Source organism: Aeromonas sp. 1805 (genome assembly GCF_013085525.1).
GTDB classification, from domain to species: domain Bacteria; phylum Pseudomonadota; class Gammaproteobacteria; order Enterobacterales; family Aeromonadaceae; genus Aeromonas; species Aeromonas hydrophila.
This window is the reverse complement of the sequence record NZ_CP038515.1, coordinates 33,852-52,332: the sequence shown is the minus strand read 5'-3', so window position 1 is coordinate 52,332 and position 18,481 is coordinate 33,852. Positions and strand designations below refer to the sequence as shown.

The window sequence follows — 18,481 nt, the reverse complement described above, 5'->3', positions numbered from 1 at the left end:
ATTAATTATGGTTAATTTCGAGTCCTGTTATTGTTCGGCCCTGAGCGGCCAAATGTGCACGGATTTCAGCCCGGAATTTCGTCGGCTAGCCACAAAGGGGTGTCATTTGTCCTTGTTAAGTAAAGGGTTAAATCATGGGGTGTCTGTTTAATAAACAGATACAGGGTGAAATGGCACCAGCTGGCGATGAAAGGGGGTCGAGGTGGTTTTGATAATTTTCATGACGTCAAGGCATTAACATGCAACACACAGAAATCGCAATCCACACACAAGTGAAAGATTAATTTTTCATGTTGTTCACATCCCCCCGGGTGAAATAGAATGCTGCGTTTTTCTTACAACTTTAGCCCTGCGAAGATGAGGACATTGCATGAGACCTTTTGATGTAAAGAGGGGCTTGGGCGCTTTGCTGTTGCTCGCGACTGCCGGCTTGCTGAGCGGCTGCGACATGGCTCTGATGAGCCCCAAGGGACAAGTTGGTCTGGAGCAGAAGTCACTGATACTGACCGCACTCGGCTTGATGCTGATTGTGGTGGTGCCGGTGATTGTGATGGCGGTGGCGTTCGCTTACAAATACCGAGCGTCCAACACCAAGGCCACCTATGCACCGGACTGGGCCCACTCCAACAAGATTGAAGCGGTCGTCTGGACCGTACCCGTCATTATTGTCGCCATCCTGGCGGTGATCACCTGGAAAACCTCCCATTCTCTGGATCCCTACAAACCGTTGGAATCCGAGGTGAAACCGATCCAGGTCGATGTCATCTCCCTTGACTGGAAATGGTTGTTTGTCTATCCGGAACTGGGCATCGCCTCGGTCAACGAGCTGGCATTCCCGGTCAACACCCCGGTCAATTTCCGGGTGACGTCTGACACCGTGATGAACTCCTTCTTCATTCCCCAGCTGGGCGGCCAGATCTACGCCATGGCGGGCATGCAGACCAAGCTGCACCTGATCGCCAACGAGACAGGCCAGTACAAGGGTATCTCGGGCGGCTACAGCGGCGCCGGTTTCTCAGGCATGAAGTTCAACGCCATCGCGACGCAGGATCAAGCCGGTTTCGACGCCTGGGTTGCCAAGGTGAAGGCCTCCTCCAAGGCGCTCAACACCATGGATGAGTTCAATGCCCTGGCCAAGAAGAGCGAAAACCACCCGGTGGAGTATTTCGCCAGCGCCGATCCCAAGCTGTTCGTCAACATCATCAACAAGTTCATGGGCGACATGAAGCACGGCGAGCACGCCGCCATGCAACACGGCGAAAAGCAGGCCGCGATGTCCCATGACGAGTCCATGAGCCACGAGGGGATGGAGCATGATGCCTCCATGAACCACGCAGGCATGGCGCACGGCGATGCCATGCACCATGAGGCCCAGGGCGAGCAGATGGACCACGCCGGCCACATGCCGGCCGACAAGACTGTGAAAGCGGGTACTAACTGATGTTTGGAAAATTAACACTCGACGCTATTCCGTACCATGAACCCATCATCATGGTCACGATAGCCGGTATCATTCTGGGGGGCCTGGCCGTCGCCGGGCTCATCACCTATTTCGGCAAGTGGCAATATCTGTGGAAAGAGTGGCTCACCTCGGTGGACCACAAACGCCTCGGTATCATGTATCTCATCCTCGGCATGGTCATGCTGCTGCGCGGCTTTGCCGATGCAGTGATGATGCGTACCCAGCAGGTCATGGCCTCGGCTGGCGGCGAGGGCATACTGCCACCGCACCACTACGACCAGATCTTCACCGCCCACGGCGTCATCATGATCTTCTTCGTGGCCATGCCGCTGGTGATCGGCCTGATGAACATCGTGGTGCCGCTGCAGATCGGTGCCCGTGACGTCGCCTTCCCCTTCCTGAACAACCTGAGCTTCTGGTTCACCGCCGCGGCCGTGGTGCTGATCAACGTCTCCCTCGGGGTCGGTGAATTCGCCCAGACCGGCTGGCTGGCCTATCCGCCCTTGTCGGGGCTGGAGTTCAGTCCCGGGGTCGGGGTCGATTACTGGATCTGGAGTCTGCAGATCTCGGGTCTGGGAACCCTGCTGACCGGCGTGAACTTCTTCGCCACCATCATCAAGATGCGCGCGCCTGGCATGACCATGATGCGCCTGCCGGTGTTCACCTGGACCGCCCTGTGCGCCAACGTGCTGATCATCGCCTCCTTCCCGATCCTGACTGTCACCATCGCCCTGCTCACCGCAGACCGCTACCTGGGTACCCATTTCTTTACCAATGACATGGGTGGCAACATGATGATGTACATCAACCTGATCTGGGCCTGGGGTCATCCCGAGGTGTACATCCTGGTACTGCCGGTCTTCGGGATCTTCTCCGAAGTGGTGGCCACCTTCTGCAAGAAGAAGCTGTTCGGTTACACCTCGCTGGTGTGGGCGACCATCGCCATTACCGTGCTCTCCTTCATCGTCTGGCTGCACCACTTCTTTACCATGGGGTCGGGCGCCAACGTGAATGCCTTCTTCGGCATCACCACCATGATCATCTCCATTCCGACCGGGGTGAAGATCTTCAACTGGCTGTTCACCATGTACCGCGGTCGCATCGAGTTCACCTCGCCCATGCTGTGGACCGTCGGTTTCATCATCACCTTCACCGTGGGTGGCATGACCGGGGTACTGCTCTCCGTGCCGGCCGCCAACTTCGTGCTGCACAACAGCCTGTTCCTGATCGCCCACTTCCACAACGTCATCATCGGCGGCGTGGTGTTCGGCTGCTTCGCCGGTATCACCTACTGGTTCCCGAAAGCGTTCGGCTTCAAGCTGGATGACGTCTGGGGCAAGCGTGCCTTCTGGTGCTGGATCACCGGCTTCTTCGTCGCCTTCATGCCGCTCTACGTACTGGGCTTCATGGGCATGACCCGTCGCGTCAGCCAGAACATCGATCCCGAGTTCCACGGCTGGCTGGTGGTGGCTGCCTGCGGCGCCGGCCTGATTGCGCTGGGCGTACTGTGCCAGGTGATCCAGATCGTGGTCAGTATCCGCGACCGCGAGAAGAACCGCGACCTGACCGGCGATCCCTGGGGCGGTCGTACCCTGGAGTGGTCCACTTCCTCGCCGCCCCCCTTCTACAACTTCGCCATCGAGCCGAAGATCAAGGGACTGGATGCGTTCTGGGAAGCCAAGCAGGACGGTTCCGCTTATCAGCAGCCCAAGCACTATGACCCGATCCACATGCCGAAAAACTCCGGTGCCGGCGTCATCATCGCCGCCTTCAGCGTGGTGTTCGGCTTTGCCATGATCTGGCACATCTGGTGGATGGCCATCGCCGGCTTCGTCGGCATGATCGCCACCTGGATCATCCACAGCTTCAACGACGACGTGGACTACTACGTGCAGGTTGACGAGATCGAGCGGATCGAGCGTCAGCATTTTGAAAATATCAACAAGGTGGCTTAATTCCATGGCGACTGACGTTCTACATCACACCCAGGGTGCCCATGAGGATGGGCACCACGATGCCGGTGCTAACAAGGTATTCGGCTTCTGGATCTACCTGATGAGTGACTGCATCCTGTTCGCGACCCTGTTCGCGACCTATGCGGTCCTGGTCAACGGCACTGCCGGCGGTCCGAGCGGCAAGGACATCTTCGAACTGCCGTTCGTGTTTGCCGAAACCATGCTGCTGCTGCTGAGCTCCATCACCTTCGGCTTCGGCATGCTGGCCATGAACAAGAACAAGGTAGCGGCGGTCAACACCTGGCTGTTCATCACCTTCCTGTTCGGCGCCGGCTTCATCGCGATGGAGATCTATGAATTCCATCACCTGATTGCCGAGGGCTACGGTCCGGATCGCAGCGGCTTCCTCTCTGCCTTCTTCACCCTGGTGGGCACCCACGGTATCCACGTGACCAGCGGTCTTGTCTGGATCATCGTGATGATGGTGCTGGTCGCCAAGAAGGGGCTGACCGATCGCAACCGTACCCGTCTGATGTGCCTGAGCCTGTTCTGGCACTTCCTCGACGTGGTGTGGATCTGCGTCTTCACCGTGGTCTATCTGATGGGGGTCATGTAATGAGTCATTCCGTTGACAATCACGGCGCCAGCCACGGCAGCGCCAAGAGCTACCTGATCGGCTTCGTGCTGTCCCTGATCCTGACCGCTGTGCCGTTCTGGATGGTGATGGACGGCTCCGCCTCCCACACCACTGTGCTGGCCACCGTGGTCGGCATGGCGGTGGTGCAGATCTTCGTGCACCTGGTCTACTTCCTGCATATGAACACCTCGTCCGAGGAGCGCTGGAACCTGGTGGCACTGATCTTTACCGTGCTCATCATCGCCATCGTGGTCGTGGGTTCCCTGTGGATCATGTACAACCTCAACATCAACATGATGGTTCACTGAGCAGGTTGGCAATGATGATGAAGCAATACCTGCAAGTGACCAAGCCGGGCATCATCTTCGGTAACCTCATCTCGGTTATCGGAGGGTTCCTGCTGGCCTCCAAGGGGAGCCTGGATGTGCCCCTGTTCATTCTGACCATGGCTGGTGTATCACTGGTGGTCGCCTCCGGTTGTGTGTTCAACAACTACATCGACCGGGACATCGACTGCATCATGGAGCGCACCAAGAACCGTGCTCTGGTGAAGGGTCTGATCGCCCCCGGCGTATCGCTCTGGTACGCCACCGCGCTCGGCATTGCGGGCATTGCACTGCTCTACTTTGCGGCCAATCCGTTGGCCGCCTTGCTGGCGGTGCTGGGCTTCATTGTCTATGTGGGGGTCTACAGCCTCTACATGAAGCGTCACTCGGTCTATGGCACCCTGGTCGGCAGCCTCTCCGGCGCCGCGCCGCCGGTCATCGGCTACTGCGCGGTGAGCGGTCAGTTCGACTCGGGGGCGCTGATCCTGCTGGCGATCTTCAGCCTGTGGCAGATGCCGCACTCCTATGCGATCGCCATCTTCCGCTTCAAGGATTACCAGGCGGCCAACATCCCGGTGCTGCCGGTGGTGAAGGGGATCCCGGTGGCCAAGCTCCACATCACCCTCTACATCCTGGCCTTCATGGTACCGACCCTGATGCTGTTCCTCGGCGGTTACGCCGGTTACAAGTATCTGGTGGTGGCCACCGCGGTCAGCGTCTGGTGGCTGGGGATGGCGCTGTCTGGCTACAAGGCGGCGGTGGATGACTCCCTCTGGGCGCGCAAGCTGTTCATGTTCTCCATCGTTACCATCACTTGCCTCAGCGTGATGATGTCGGTGGACTTCCAGCCGGAGGCCGAGCCTGCGGTGCTGGTGAGCATGCTGCCCTGAGTGGCCTGCCTGTCATGCTCCGTGTTGTGATGCGACGCGGGAAAATCAGTCGAATCCAGAGCCGGGAACCTTCCCGGCTCTGTTATTATGGGGCCGCCCCGTCGGGCACTTTTCCCCTCTGTCGGGTGTGGCATGGCGCGTGTCGGCCACCCCTTGAGTCTTCCTTTTCCCTGACCTATCGAGGCCATCATGAACGATTTCACCATGACGAGGGGCGAGCGCCGTGCCACCTGGGCGCTCGGCTCCGTCTTCTCGTTGCGCATGCTCGGCATGTTTATGGTGCTGCCGGTGCTGACCACCTACGGCATGTCGCTGGCGGGGGCCTCCGAGGCGCTCATCGGCCTGGCCATCGGCATCTATGGCATGACCCAGGCGCTGTTCCAGATCCCGTTCGGCCTGCTCTCCGACAAGGTGGGCCGCAAGCCCCTCATCGTCGGCGGCCTGCTGATGTTTGCCCTCGGCAGCGTGATCGCGGCGCTGACCCACTCCATCTGGGGCGTGATCCTCGGCCGTGCCTTGCAGGGGAGCGGTGCCATCTCGGCTGCTGTGATGGCGCTCTTGTCGGATCTCACCCGCGAGCAGAACCGCACCAAGGCGATGGCCTTCATCGGGGTGAGCTTTGGCATCACCTTCGCCATCGCCATGGTGACCGGCCCCCTTATCACCCATGCGCTGGGGCTCTCCGGCCTGTTCTGGCTGATCGCCCTGCTGGCGCTGGCAGGCATCGCCGTCACCCTCTGGCTGGTGCCGACCCCGAGCGGCCACCTGCTCAACCGCGAGTCCGGCATGGTGAAGGGGGGGATGCGCACCGTGCTGACCAACCCGCGCCTGCTCAAGCTCAACTTCGGTATCCTCTGCGTGCACACCCTGCTGATGTCGAGCTTCGTGGCGCTGCCGCCGCTGCTGGAGCGCGCCGGCTTGCCCCGCGACAGCCAGTGGCAGGCCTATCTGGTCACCATGCTGATCGCCTTTGTCAGCGTGGTGCCGTTCATCATCTATGCCGAGAAGCGCAGAAAGATGAAGCGGGTGTTCCAGATCTGTGTGCTGGTGATGCTCGTCGCCGAGCTGGTGCTCTGGCAAAGCGGCCTGCAGCTGTGGGGCCTGCTCGCCGGCTTGCAGATCTTCTTCATCGGTTTCAACGTGATGGAGGCGCTGCTGCCCTCTCTTATCAGCAAGGAGTCGCCCCCCGGCTACAAGGGCACCGCCATGGGGATCTACTCCACCAGCCAGTTCATCGGGGTGGCCATCGGTGGCAGCCTCGGCGGCCTGCTCTACAGCCTGGGTGGCGGCGCCCTGGTGTTTGGCGGCTGCGCCGCGCTGGCTCTGGTCTGGCTCGGGGTCAGCCTGACCATGGCCGAGCCCCCCTATGTGAGCAGCCTGCGCATCGTGTTGCCGGAAGGAGTGGAGGCCGACGCTGCGCTCGAGCAGAAGATCCGCGCCTGTGAGGGGGTGAGCGACGTGCTGCTGGCCGCTGCGGAGCGCTCCGTCTATGTGAAGGTGGACAGCAAGCGCCTGAGCCGGCGCGACCTGGAGTCGCTGGTCGCCGCCTGAGGGCGCCTGCCTGCATGAAAAAGCCCGCCAATTCGGCGGGCTTTTTGTTGGGCTGTGCTCAGCGGGACTGTGTTCAGTAGGGGCGAGCTCAGTCAGCCAGGCAGCGCTGCTCGGCGGGCAGGCTCGCGGCATCCCCCAACAGCAGGGTGCTGAGGGCCGCCTGGGCGCAGCGGGAGCTGTTCAGTTGGCCATGCTGGTTGCTCTGCGCCACCTGCACCATTCGCGCGGCGCTGCCAAAGGCGGCCTGCATCTGGCGAGCACCGGTGAAGGGGGTATTGGGATCGTACTCGGCGCCGAGCACCAGGGCCCTGGCATCATCCGGCAGTTTTATCTCGCCGGCGCCATAGCTGGCGATGGGCTGGCGCGGATAAGGCCAGTCGGCGCAGGTGTTGAAGCTGTTGGCCAGCAGCAGGGCGCCGGCCCCCTGGAAGGCGGCATCTTCCGGGTCCAGTATCTGCCAGCCATAGGGCTCGCTGTTGTCGGTGCAGTGGATGGCGCTGAAGAAGGGCATCTCCAGCAGCGTTGAATAGGGGTTTTCGTCGGCCTGCTCCTTGGCGAGGCGGGCCAGCAGGGGGCCTACATCGTCCTGCTGCCAGAAGGCGAGCTGATCGTCGCGCTGGCTGCCGCTGATGGCATCGCTCATCACCGCTTCCCAGCGGTCGCGGTCGAGCAGATTGCCCTGGTTGTCCACATAGCGGCCGTTGTCACGAACCTGCTGGGTCACCGCCATGCTGCGCTGCAGCGCCTGGTCGCCGAAGCGCCAGGCCAGGATGCGATTGGCATTCTCGGCATCACCGCGGAAGATGGCGGGATAGCGGCTCTCGGCGGGGGACATTGGCGAGTCGACCACCAGATTGGCCACGTGGCTCGGGTAGCGGGCGGCATAGAGGGCGGCCAGGCGAGTGCCGTAGGAGAAGGTGATGGGGGTGATCCGCTCGCGCCCCAGGTGCTGGCGCAGGCGCTCCATGTCCTCGACCACGGCCCGCGAGCCCAGGTGCGGTGCATGCAGCCGCAACGGCTCGTCACAGCGCGCCAATAGGGCCGCGCTGAAGGCCTTGCCCTGATCCGCCCCGCTCTGGAGCGCCGGCAGGGCGCCCTTGTCCCGGCTGGCGAACAGCTGGGCGAGCTGCGCCGGGCTCATGTCTGGCCGCACGCCTTGCTTGTCGGTCAGCAGGCAGCTGCGCAGTTCGTGGCCGAGGGCGCTGTAACCGGCCCCGCGGGGATCCAGGGTGACGATGTCGTAGTGCTCAAGGATGGCAGGGTTGGCGCTGCGCAGCAGGTCGAGCAGAAGGCCGAGATCCGGGGTGGCCGAGGTGGGGCCGCCCGGGTTGTAGAACAGGGTGCCGCGATAGTCGCCAGTGGCGCGATAGTGTAGATAGAAGACATCCAGGGTGTCGCCCTTGACCGTGCGGGTCTCCTGTTTGACATGGGGGCGGACGGGCTTGTCCGGCCAGGAGGAGAAGCGGGGGTTGTTGTCGGCGAAGAGGGAACTGTCGGCGCGTGCCGCGGAGCGCTTCTCCCACTTGGTCTCCTTGATCTGGACCCACTCCTTGTCGTAATCGAGCGGCACCGTCAGGTAGTGACAACTGACCTGACTGGCGGGAATGGCGATGCCGTCCTCCTGCCAGCCCTGGCGCAGCTGTTGGCAGACCTGGCCGGCGTCATAGCCGGCACGAATATGGCGGGCCTGGAAGGGCTCCTCTTTCTTTTCCAGATTGCAGCCTGCCAGCAATGCCGGTGCCAGCAGGGTCATGAGCAGCGTGTATTTCATAGTCTATTTCCATTTATCTAGCCTGAACCCCGAAATAGTACGGGGAGGGGCCGACCGGATGGCAGCCGGAAGTTGTATGGAAATATTGCAAGGTGTGTCGATTTACATATTTCTGGTGATATTTGGTGGCCTCATTGATCTATTTGAAAATAATGACCGGCAACGCGCACCGTTATTTTATGCGGGATCAATAACGGCGGCGCGACCGGTCGGCACAAGGGCTGGTCCTGGCGTTATATTGGGTGAAAATCTTGTCCAAGATGGCGATGCTGTTTTCTCACCCTTGTAACGTGTTGATCATGCAAGAACAAAAGTTGATTGAAAGGTAGCTTTTTCTGGACTCTATTGAGTTCTCGTGATAGCGTGCCACGGCCATGAAATGGCATAAACATAACAATAGATAAATTTGGGTTAATACAATGCAATGGTATCTTTCTGCTCTTAAAAAATATGCAGTACTGCGCGGGCGAGCTCGACGTAAAGAGTACTGGATGTTCAGCCTGTTCAACTTTTTGGTCGCTTGCATCATTGGCGTGGCGTGTGTCTTGTCTACTAGCCCAGAAGTTGGCGTATCAGTTCTCTGTATTTATTTATTATTGGTTGCCTTCCCTGGTTTTGCGGTGACGGTACGCCGGTTGCACGATATCGATCGTAGTGGCTGGTGGATCCTCATCTCTTGTATTCCTGTGGTGGGCCCCTTTATTTTGCTCTACTTCAGTTTCTGCGCAGGGACTACGGGAGAGAACCGTTTTGGTGAAGATCCCAAAGCAATATAAGCATTAGCGACAGAATAAAAAAACCGCCATTCGGCGGTTTTTTTATTAGACATGACTCAACGCTCCAGCAGGGGGGCGGAGCGGTAGCTCCAGAGCCCGTAGGTGCGCAGGGCATCCCGGTAGATGCCGAGCAGCTCGCTGTCGCTCACCTTGGCAAGCTCGGAGAGTGGCTTGTCGGGGTAGCTGACGCTGTCTATCCGGATCCCGGCCGGCCCACTCTGCCAGCAGGCGATCTCCAGCAATGTCTGGCCCCGGCGCACATGGCTGGCGGAGCTCACCAGGGTGGCGTACTCGATCTGGTGGCGGGCGAGGGCATAGCCGCTGTAGAGGGCATTCTCCACCGTGCTGGTGGCGTAGTTCTCCTCGATGATGCGGGAGCGGTCTATCCCCTTTTTCACCAGCCAGTCGGCCATCAGCTTGCCCTCGGTCTGACGGTGCTGGGGCACGCCGCCGGTCAGGATGATGAGGGCTGCCGGATTGGTCTTGGCCAGCGCCCGGGTGGTTTCCAGCCGGCCCAGCAGGATGTCGTGCATGGAGCCGTCGGGATTGAGGGCATAGCCCAGGGTGACGATGGCCCGGTTGCCCGGCTTGGGTGAGCGCTCCCCCTGCTCCTTGAGCGGGGTGGCGATGACGCGCTCGACCGTGTCGAAGATGCGTTGCAGATCGGCTGCCCGGCCGGGATTGAGGGTCGCCAGCTTGCTCTGATACCCCTTGGCGGCAGCCTCGTTGTGCTTGAAGGTCTGCCAGGTAGCGAGGTAGGTCAGCAGGTCGATGTCATCGGGCGCGGTGCTGAGGGCCTGCTCGAACAGGCCGATGGCCTTGTCCACGTTGCCGTTGTATATCTGGGCGTTGGCCGCCGAGATGAGCAGGTCGGTGCGATAGGGCTCGAGCTGGTAGGCCTGCAGCAGCAGTTCGGTCACCTGCTCCATGTTGCTCGGCATCTTGGCTGTGAAGCCGGCGGTGGAGATGCGGGCGGGGGATTTGAAGATCTGCCAGGCATCTGCCAGCAGCTGATCCACCACCTGGCGCTTGCTGATGTACTGGTCGTAATTCTGCTCCTTTTGCAGGGAGCGTACCGGGGCAGCCCAGGCATTGCTGGAGACACACACTGGCAGCGCCAACAGGCTGGCCAGCGTCAGAGAGAGTAGAGTCTGCTTCATATAGGTTGGCTCGCAGTTGAATTTGGTCAGGAGAAGATGCCTCGTCGATCGTGGGGGAAATGGAAGAGAGAAATATTACTCTGGATCAGGGTCTTAAACTGTGAGCAGCTAATGGTTTCGCAGGGAACGAGTGGGATCCTAATGAAGGGCGCATCGGGATAAAAAAGCCCCCAACGGTTGGGTTGGGGGCTGGGCTTGAGGGGTTACTAGATAAATTGCTGTTGTGACAACAACTCATCAAATACCGGGTTTGACATGGTATGACTGAGCAAGTCAGGGCCATTGGCATCCGGCAGAGCTGACACGGTCAGCACTTCAGGGACACTGCCAGCGGAGTGTTGAGTGGCTGGCACGACCTGGGTGAGCAGGCTGCCCATCTCATCATGTCCAAGTAGATCGCTGATGGCTATCCCGGTCGTTGTCGGGCTCTCCATATGATTGACAGAGGCCGCCGGCTGGCTGACAGGCAGCTCTATGAGCGCATCTTGCGCCTCTGTACCGAGCAAGGGAACAGAGTGAGCAAAGGCGGCAGATTTCTCCTCCGTACCCTGAGTCAAGGGTGATGCGCTGATTCCCCCTTGCAGATCGGTGACCTTGATAACCAGAGAGGTGTCAGCGGTATCGCCATCCCCATCGCGCAGGGTAAGAAGGAACTTGTCCTCTCCATCGCCATGCACATCTTTGGCCTGATAGTCGTACTGGCCGGTTTCAAAGTTCAGCGCCAGTTTGCCATTGGCGGTATCCAGGGTCAGCTTGCTGCCATCGGCTATCTTGATGTCGGTATCGTTGTTGTGGGCGAAGATGCCGTTTTTCTGCTGATCGTAGAAGTAGGTGTGGCCATCATGGGCCAGGCTATCGACCCACTCGCCCTCGATCGATGGGCCGGTGAGATCCCCGTGCAACTGGCCTGGTACCGACTCGGTGAGGGTGCTGATGAGGTCGGCATCCTTTTCCACCTTGATGGCGGTACCATCATGACCCGCCATAGGGGTCAGATACTCCAGCGAGGAGCTCTGACCGATGGCGAGCATATTGACGTTGTCAAAAGGGTTGCCATGCTGATTCAGAATGTGCTCCATGGACTCGCCAAGGATCAGCAACTGCTCGGCCTTGGTCGGTTCAACCCGGCCAGTGAGCAGATCCTGATAGTGCTGCTCCCCACCCACCTCATCCGGGCTGATGCCCTTCATCAAGCGATCGCGGAACATCTCTGACTGGTCTTTATTGTTCAACCAGTAGCCAAAGTCCGAGGGGGCGCCATCGGAGAGGAAGTAGAACTGCTTGTTGCTCCCCGCCATGGCCTGTTGATCCTGTCTATCAGACAGAATGGCATCAAGCTGGTTGAGTGCCTGAGCGTAGGGGGTCCAGCCTGCCGGGCTCAGCTTGCTGAAGAACTGCTGGATTTCGGCCTGGGAGTGCAGCCAGCCTGAGATCTGACCATCCGGATAACCTGCATGGGTGGCAATCTTGAACTGCACATCTCCCAGCTTGTCGTACTGCTCGAACATCGCTTTGATGGCTTGTTGCGAGAGTGACCATCGGGTGGCCCACTGGCCATTTGCGTCCTTGACATAGTCATTCATGGAACCGGACATATCCAGTGCAATGATGACGGAGTTGGATTGTGGCGCCATGTCCCCGGTGGTGAGGGTCAGGTGTGCAGGGGCTGGAGCGCTGTCGATCACATCGATCACCAGTTCTCCCTTGGTGTGCTGGTTGCCAATCTTGATGTCGAGCTCGAACGGCAGGGAGAGGGTGTCCTTGCCGGCGGTGCCATGATCGAGCGGGCGGAACAGATCCAGCTGATAAGTGCCGCTCTGCGGGTTCAGCTGCGCCGTCAGCACGTTGACCTTTTGGCCTGCCTCCATGATAAAGCCGGTCAGGGTCAGACCATCACTGCTCACCTCGTAGCTCAGCGGCTTGCCAGCGCTGCTTGCTGCAGTGCCTGGCTGCTGAGTGGCAAACTGGTAGTCGTGGGGCGTAGCACCCTGAGCGCCCGGCAGAGGGCCTTCGCTGTGTGCGTATGCACCGCCAGCCAGTCCATCCTCTTGCACTGTTACATGCAGTGGCGCCGGAGCAGCTTGTGTCTCACCGATCAGGGTGATGGTGACGCTGGCGTGATCGGTGGCACCGTGAGTGTCGCGAATGACGTAGTCAAACTTGATCTCTTTGGCTTCGCCCGCAGCCAAATCCCGTTCAACTTCAGGCAACGTCAGCAGGTATTTGGCGGCATCAAACTGCAGCTTGCCATTGACCTGGGTGACATAGTCTGGGTAACTACCCGGCACGATGGTGATGGCATCGCCGTTGGGATCCGAGTCATTGCTCAACACATCGAGGGAGAGTACGCCGGTCTCATTGGTCTGATAGGCCTTATCGAAGCGGGTCAGTTCTGCGGTGACTTGGGTGATAAAGTACTCGGAACCTTTCGGATCGACGATGCCATCCTTGTAGCCAATGGCTGACATTTCGATGGTGTCAAAGTAGCGGCCACCGGCATCGATCTGCACATCCTGTCGACCGCCAGAGGTGCCTTCGAAGATACCGGTCGCAACCAGCTCGCCCTTGTAGAAGGCTTTCCAGACACCCCGCTCGATACCCGGTTCCCAACTGCCATGTGCTATGTCGCTCCACAAGTTCTTGACCTGGATGGTGGCATGGTTGGCAACCTGCCCCTGCTGGAAGGTGAAGCGCATGGCTTCGCTCTGATCCGCGCTGTCGAGGTAGCCGAGCTGCCCGGCCTGAACCGTGTCTGCACCTGGTTGCTCGATTCCGGATTTCACCCCGAAGCGATGGTCGCCATCGCCGGTGTAATCGGATTTCTCGGCATCGGCCACTTTCTGTCCGGTCTTGGCATCTATGACATAGTAATCGACCTTGATATCGCCGCTTGTATCCCAGTTCTGTCCATCGAGAGTGACTGTCTTGTTGTTGGCCAGACCATCGTCCTGTGCAACGGGCGCTTCATTGGTGCCGGTGATGGCGACGGTGACGGTGTGCTGGGCAGAGCCGTCAGCACTGTTAACCACGAAGGTTTCGCTGGGCAGAGACTCACCCTCTTTGAGGGCCTGCACTTGCGGGTCGTTGTTGTCGAGCTCGTAGGTCCAGTTGCCATCGGTATCGATGGAGAAGGTGCCATGGGCGCCTTTGATCTGGGTCTGGGGTTGGAACACGGCTTCGCCGTGGTCGATATCGGTGGCGACCAGCTTGCCGCCGGTGGTAAGGGTCACGTCCTCTTTGACGGCGCCTTGGTCGGCACCCGGGGTGGCAACGCTGATGGTGGCGGTGTCGTTGGTGCCGGTGATGGCGACAGTGACGGTATGCTGGGCAGAGCCGTCAGCACTGTTGACCACAAAGGTTTCGCTCGGCAGCGACTCGCCTTCTTTGAGGGCCTGCACTTGCGGGTCGTTGTTGTCGAGCTCGTAGGTCCAGTTGCCATCCTTGTCGATGGAGAAGGTGCCGTGGGCGCCTTTGACTTGGGTTTGGGGCTGGAACACGGCTTCGCCGTGGTCGACATCGGTGGCGACCAGCTTGCCGCCGGTGGTAAGGGTCACGTCCTCTTTGACGGCGCCCTGGTCGGCTCCCGGGGTGGCAACACCGATGGTGGCGGTGTCGTTGGTGCCGGTGATAGCGACGGTGACGGTGTGCTGGGCGGAGCCGTCAGCACTGTTGACCACAAAGGTTTCGCTCGGCAGCGACTCACCTTCTTTGAGGGCCTGCACTTGCGGGTCGTTGTTGTCGAGCTCGTAGGTCCAGTTGCCATCCTTGTCGATGGAGAAGGTGCCATGGGCGCCTTTGACCTGGGTTTGGGGCTGGAACACGGCTTCGCCGTGGTCGATATCGGTGGCGACCAGCTTGCCGCCGGTGGTAAGGGTCACGTCCTCTTTGACGGCGCCCTGGTCGGCACCCGGGGTGGCGACGGAGATGGTGGCGGTGTCGTTGGTGCCGGTGATAGCGACGGTGACGGTGTGCTGGGCAGAGCCGTCAGCACTGTTGACCACAAAGGTTTCGCTGGGCAGAGACTCGCCTTCTTTGAGGGCCTGTACCAGCGGGTCGTTGTTGTTGAGCTCGTAGGTCCAGTTGCCATCCTTGTCGATGGAGAAGGTGCCATGGGCGCCTTTGATCTGGGTCTGAGGCTGGAACACGGCTTCGCCGTGGTCGACATCGGTGGCGACCAGCTTGCCGCCGGTGGTAAGGGTCACGTCCTCTTTGACGGCGCCCTGGTCGGCACCCGGGGTGGCGACGGAGATGGTGGCGGTGTCGTTGGTGCCGGTGATAGCGACGGTGACGGTGTGCTGGGCAGAGCCGTCAGCACTGTTGACCACAAAGGCTTCGCTGGGCAGAGACTCACCCTCTTTGAGGGCCTGCACTTGCGGGTCGTTGTTGTCGAGCTCGTAGGTCCAGTTGCCATCCTTGTCGATGGAGAAGGTGCCATGGGCGCCTTTGACCTGGGTTTGGGGCTGGAACACGGCTTCGCCGTGGTCGATATCGGTGGCGACCAGCTTGCCGCCGGTGGTAAGGGTCACGTCCTCTTTGACGGCGCCCTGGTCGGCTCCCGGGGTGGCAACACCGATGGTGGCGGTGTCGTTGGTGCCGGTGATAGCGACGGTGACGGTGTGCTGGGCGGAGCCGTCAGCACTGTTGACCACAAAGGTTTCGCTCGGCAGCGACTCACCTTCTTTGAGGGCCTGCACTTGCGGGTCGTTGTTGTCGAGCTCGTAGGTCCAGTTGCCATCCTTGTCGATGGAGAAGGTGCCATGGGCGCCTTTGACCTGGGTTTGGGGCTGGAACACGGCTTCGCCGTGGTCGATATCGGTGGCGACCAGCTTGCCGCCGGTGGTAAGGGTCACGTCCTCTTTGACGGCGCCCTGGTCGGCACCCGGGGTGGCGACGGAGATGGTGGCGGTGTCGTTGGTGCCGGTGATAGCGACGGTGACGGTGTGCTGGGCAGAGCCGTCAGCACTGTTGACCACAAAGGTTTCGCTGGGCAGAGACTCGCCTTCTTTGAGGGCCTGTACCAGCGGGTCGTTGTTGTTGAGCTCATAGGTCCAGTTGCCATCCTTGTCGATGGAGAAGGTGCCGTGGGCGCCTTTGACCTGGGTTTGGGGCTGGAACACGGCTTCGCCGTGGTCGATATCGGTGGCGACCAGCTTGCCGCCGGTGGTAAGGGTCACGTCCTCTTTGACGGCGCCCTGGTCGGCTCCCGGGGTGGCAACACCGATGGTGGCGGTGTCGTTGGTGCCGGTGATAGCGACGGTGACGGTGTGCTGGGCGGAGCCGTCAGCACTGTTGACCACAAAGGTTTCGCTCGGCAGCGACTCACCTTCTTTGAGGGCCTGCACTTGCGGGTCGTTGTTGTCGAGCTCGTAGGTCCAGTTGCCATCCTTGTCGATGGAGAAGGTGCCATGGGCGCCTTTGACCTGGGTTTGGGGCTGGAACACGGCTTCGCCGTGGTCGATATCGGTGGCGACCAGCTTGCCGCCGGTGGTAAGGGTCACGTCCTCTTTGACGGCGCCCTGGTCGGCACCCGGGGTGGCGACGGAGATGGTGGCGGTGTCGTTGGTGCCGGTGATAGCGACGGTGACGGTGTGCTGGGCAGAGCCGTCAGCACTGTTGACCACAAAGGTTTCGCTCGGCAGCGACTCACCCTCTTTGAGGGCCTGCACTTGCGGGTCGTTGTTGTCGAGCTCGTAGGTCCAGTTGCCATCGGTATCGATGGAGAAGGTGCCATGGGCGCCTTTGATCTGGGTCTGGGGTTGGAACACGGCTTCGCCGTGGTCGATATCGGTGGCGACCAGCTTGCCGCCGGTGGTAAGGGTCACGTCCTCTTTGACGGCGCCTTGGTCGGCACCCGGGGTGGCAACGCTGATGGTGGCGGTGTCGTTGGTGCCGGTGATGGCGACAGTGACGGTATGCTGGGCAGAGCCGTCAGCACTGTTGACCACAAAGGTTTCGCTCGGCAGCGACTCGCCTTCTTTGAGGGCCTGCACTTGCGGGTCGTTGTTGTCGAGCTCGTAGGTCCAGTTGCCATCCTTGTCGATGGAGAAGGTGCCGTGGGCGCCTTTGACTTGGGTTTGGGGCTGGAACACGGCTTCGCCGTGGTCGACATCGGTGGCGACCAGCTTGCCGCCGGTGGTAAGGGTCACGTCCTCTTTGACGGCGCCCTGGTCGGCTCCCGGGGTGGCAACACCGATGGTGGCGGTGTCGTTGGTGCCGGTGATAGCGACGGTGACGGTGTGCTGGGCGGAGCCGTCAGCACTGTTGACCACAAAGGTTTCGCTCGGCAGCGACTCACCTTCTTTGAGGGCCTGCACTTGCGGGTCGTTGTTGTCGAGCTCGTAGGTCCAGTTGCCATCCTTGTCGATGGAGAAGGTGCCATGGGCGCCTTTGACCTGGGTTTGGGGCTGGAACACGGCTTCGCCGTGGTCGATATCGGTGGCGACCAGCTTGCCGCCGGTGGTAAGGGTCACGTCCTCTTTGACGGCGCCCTGGTCGGCACCCGGGGTGGCGACGGAGATGGTGGCGGTGTCGTTGGTGCCGGTGATAGCGACGGTGACGGTGTGCTGGGCAGAGCCGTCAGCACTGTTGACCACAAAGGTTTCGCTGGGCAGAGACTCGCCTTCTTTGAGGGCCTGTACCAGCGGGTCGTTGTTGTTGAGCTCGTAGGTCCAGTTGCCATCCTTGTCGATGGAGAAGGTGCCATGGGCGCCTTTGATCTGGGTCTGAGGCTGGAACACGGCTTCGCCGTGGTCGATATCGGTGGCGACCAGCTTGCCGCCGGTGGTAAGGGTCACGTCCTCTTTGACGGCGCCCTGGTCGGCTCCCGGGGTGGCAACACCGATGGTGGCGGTGTCGTTGGTGCCGGTGATGGTGATGGTCACTGTGGCCGGGGCACTCTGGTTGCCACTCGGATCGGTTGCAACATAGGTAAAGGAGACTTGGCGCGTCTCACCCTCTCGTAGGGATTGAAACTCGGGGGAGGGAATATATTGGTAACTGCCATCGGCATTGAGGGTCAGTTGACCGCTCTGTACGCTGCTGACCAGGGTGTAACCCTGAGGATTAATGCCGTCGCTATCGGGATCCTGCGCTATGGGAACCTGCGCGAACAGGGTCGGCGTGTCTTCAGAAATGATCTGTTGCTGATCAAAAGCAACCGGTGGATGCTCTATCATGCCTACGATTTCGTCACCCGATAGCGCATCCTGGTGCTGTGGGTCACGGCTGCTATGGGTTGTATCAAAACCCGCTTCGGAAATGGTCGCCTTGGCGGTACGTTCGGTGACAATGACACCCGCATTACCGGAGCCCGCTATGCCTCCTGCGCTAGCACCGCCGCTGGCGGTTGCTTGGGCGATTTCGGTCGGATCCTGCCCATCCTGAATTGCTTGCTGGATGGCTGCCAGCTCTTGCTCAACTGTCGGGGAGATTTCACTCCCGGCGGAGGGGATGGTTTCGTCGGGAATCGGGTTATTTGCACTCGCCATGGCTGGCGGTGTCAGTTCTACATCCGAAGGGGATACCAGTAGCACACCCTTAGGAAGTATATCACCGACATTAACGGCTTTGAGTGAGCCATCTTTTAAAACGATCCAGCACTCTCCTTGAGCCTTAGTGAGTTCCATAGCTTGATCGAGCAGGATTTTGTGCATGTTGCGTGTGTTCCTAATAGTCTGAACTGATAAATTTAAAAAACTGTCTGTGCCGTCCAGGGTAGAGGAGAGTGTATTGAATCCTCAGGTGGCTTTTTTATGGTATGTTTTCATTAACCCAAGCCCTGACTGAGTTTTTGTATGAGTATGATTTTATTGTAATTATTCTTTTTGCAGTCAGGGTTCAAGTATTTTTCTGTGCCATCTCTAGCACCGGAAAGGTATACATATGCAGGGTGCTCATTGTATGAGCAAATTTCTATTTTTTGATGAGAATAAAGAAATTTTAAGGTGTTTAATT

11 protein-coding genes are annotated in these 18,481 nt (G+C 59.8%); 8 read left to right on the top strand and 3 right to left on the bottom strand.

Translation table 11 applies throughout. The annotated features are described in order from the left end of the window. Positions 1-370 precede the first annotated feature (370 nt). The 6 genes from cyoA to E5E96_RS00190 all read left to right on the top strand — a co-directional run bounded on the left by cyoA (position 371) and on the right by E5E96_RS00190 (position 6,821). Positions 371-1,441 carry a cytochrome o ubiquinol oxidase subunit II gene (gene cyoA, locus E5E96_RS00215; protein WP_171281290.1) on the top strand — a complete coding sequence of 357 codons (1,071 nt, stop codon included), beginning with the start codon at positions 371-373 and terminating at the stop codon, positions 1,439-1,441. Then, positions 1,441-3,417 carry a cytochrome o ubiquinol oxidase subunit I gene (gene cyoB, locus E5E96_RS00210; RefSeq protein WP_016351430.1) on the top strand — a complete coding sequence of 659 codons (1,977 nt, stop codon included), beginning with the start codon at positions 1,441-1,443 and terminating at the stop codon, positions 3,415-3,417. The genes cyoA and cyoB overlap by 1 nt, the downstream gene beginning before the upstream one ends. Positions 3,418-3,421: 4 nt before the next feature. Next, positions 3,422-4,033, top strand: coding sequence for a cytochrome o ubiquinol oxidase subunit III (locus tag E5E96_RS00205; protein ID WP_016351429.1), 612 nt, complete (start codon positions 3,422-3,424; stop codon positions 4,031-4,033). After that, entirely contained in the window at positions 4,033-4,362 is a 330-nt protein-coding gene (locus tag E5E96_RS00200; RefSeq protein WP_005302933.1) for a cytochrome o ubiquinol oxidase subunit IV, read from the top strand. Before E5E96_RS00205 ends, E5E96_RS00200 begins: the two co-directional genes overlap by 1 nt. 11 nt (positions 4,363-4,373) lie before the next feature. Next, positions 4,374-5,270, top strand: a complete 897-nt coding sequence (gene cyoE, locus E5E96_RS00195; RefSeq protein ID WP_005302932.1) for a heme o synthase — start codon at positions 4,374-4,376, stop codon at positions 5,268-5,270. Between the two features lie 189 nt (positions 5,271-5,459). Continuing rightward, a complete protein-coding gene (locus E5E96_RS00190; protein WP_065016959.1) occupies positions 5,460-6,821 on the top strand; it encodes an MFS transporter in 1,362 nt (453 codons plus the stop codon). 88 nt (positions 6,822-6,909) lie between these two features. Here E5E96_RS00190 and E5E96_RS00185 read toward each other — a convergent pair whose 3' ends face one another. Beyond that, positions 6,910-8,592 (bottom strand): alpha/beta hydrolase, encoded by a 1,683-nt coding sequence (locus E5E96_RS00185; RefSeq protein ID WP_171281289.1) that lies wholly within the window; start codon positions 8,590-8,592, stop codon positions 6,910-6,912. 76 nt (positions 8,593-8,668) lie between these two features. Here E5E96_RS00185 and E5E96_RS00180 point away from each other — a divergent pair, with 76 nt between their 5' ends. Then, positions 8,669-8,881, top strand: coding sequence for a hypothetical protein (locus E5E96_RS00180; protein ID WP_253264689.1), 213 nt, complete (start codon positions 8,669-8,671; stop codon positions 8,879-8,881). 130 nt (positions 8,882-9,011) lie between these two features. After that, the gene (locus tag E5E96_RS00175) at positions 9,012-9,368 is read left to right on the top strand and encodes a DUF805 domain-containing protein (protein ID WP_065476693.1); all 357 of its coding nucleotides are present in this window, start codon (positions 9,012-9,014) and stop codon (positions 9,366-9,368) included. Positions 9,369-9,424: 56 nt separating this feature from the next. Here E5E96_RS00175 and E5E96_RS00170 read toward each other — a convergent pair whose 3' ends face one another. Next, positions 9,425-10,528, bottom strand: coding sequence for a YdcF family protein (locus E5E96_RS00170; protein ID WP_171281288.1), 1,104 nt, complete (start codon positions 10,526-10,528; stop codon positions 9,425-9,427). Positions 10,529-10,734: 206 nt separating this feature from the next. Then, complete coding sequence (locus tag E5E96_RS00165; protein WP_171281287.1) at positions 10,735-18,153, bottom strand: retention module-containing protein; 7,419 nt, start codon at positions 18,151-18,153, stop codon at positions 10,735-10,737. Positions 18,154-18,481 lie beyond the last annotated feature (328 nt).

Bases quoted from the DNA above. Each gene is read 5' to 3' on its own strand.
- cyoA (WP_171281290.1), top strand. From the start codon at position 371: ATGAGACCTTTTGATGTAAAGAGGGGCTTGGGCGCTTTGCTGTTGCTC.
- cyoB (WP_016351430.1), top strand. From the start codon at position 1,441: ATGTTTGGAAAATTAACACTCGACGCTATTCCGTACCATGAACCCATC.
- E5E96_RS00205 (WP_016351429.1), top strand. From the start codon at position 3,422: ATGGCGACTGACGTTCTACATCACACCCAGGGTGCCCATGAGGATGGG.
- E5E96_RS00200 (WP_005302933.1), top strand. From the start codon at position 4,033: ATGAGTCATTCCGTTGACAATCACGGCGCCAGCCACGGCAGCGCCAAG.
- cyoE (WP_005302932.1), top strand. From the start codon at position 4,374: ATGATGATGAAGCAATACCTGCAAGTGACCAAGCCGGGCATCATCTTC.
- E5E96_RS00190 (WP_065016959.1), top strand. From the start codon at position 5,460: ATGAACGATTTCACCATGACGAGGGGCGAGCGCCGTGCCACCTGGGCG.
- E5E96_RS00185 (WP_171281289.1), bottom strand. From the start codon at position 8,592: ATGAAATACACGCTGCTCATGACCCTGCTGGCACCGGCATTGCTGGCA.
- E5E96_RS00180 (WP_253264689.1), top strand. From the start codon at position 8,669: ATGGAAATATTGCAAGGTGTGTCGATTTACATATTTCTGGTGATATTT.
- E5E96_RS00175 (WP_065476693.1), top strand. From the start codon at position 9,012: ATGCAATGGTATCTTTCTGCTCTTAAAAAATATGCAGTACTGCGCGGG.
- E5E96_RS00170 (WP_171281288.1), bottom strand. From the start codon at position 10,528: ATGAAGCAGACTCTACTCTCTCTGACGCTGGCCAGCCTGTTGGCGCTG.
- E5E96_RS00165 (WP_171281287.1), bottom strand. From the start codon at position 18,153: ATGGAACTCACTAAGGCTCAAGGAGAGTGCTGGATCGTTTTAAAAGAT.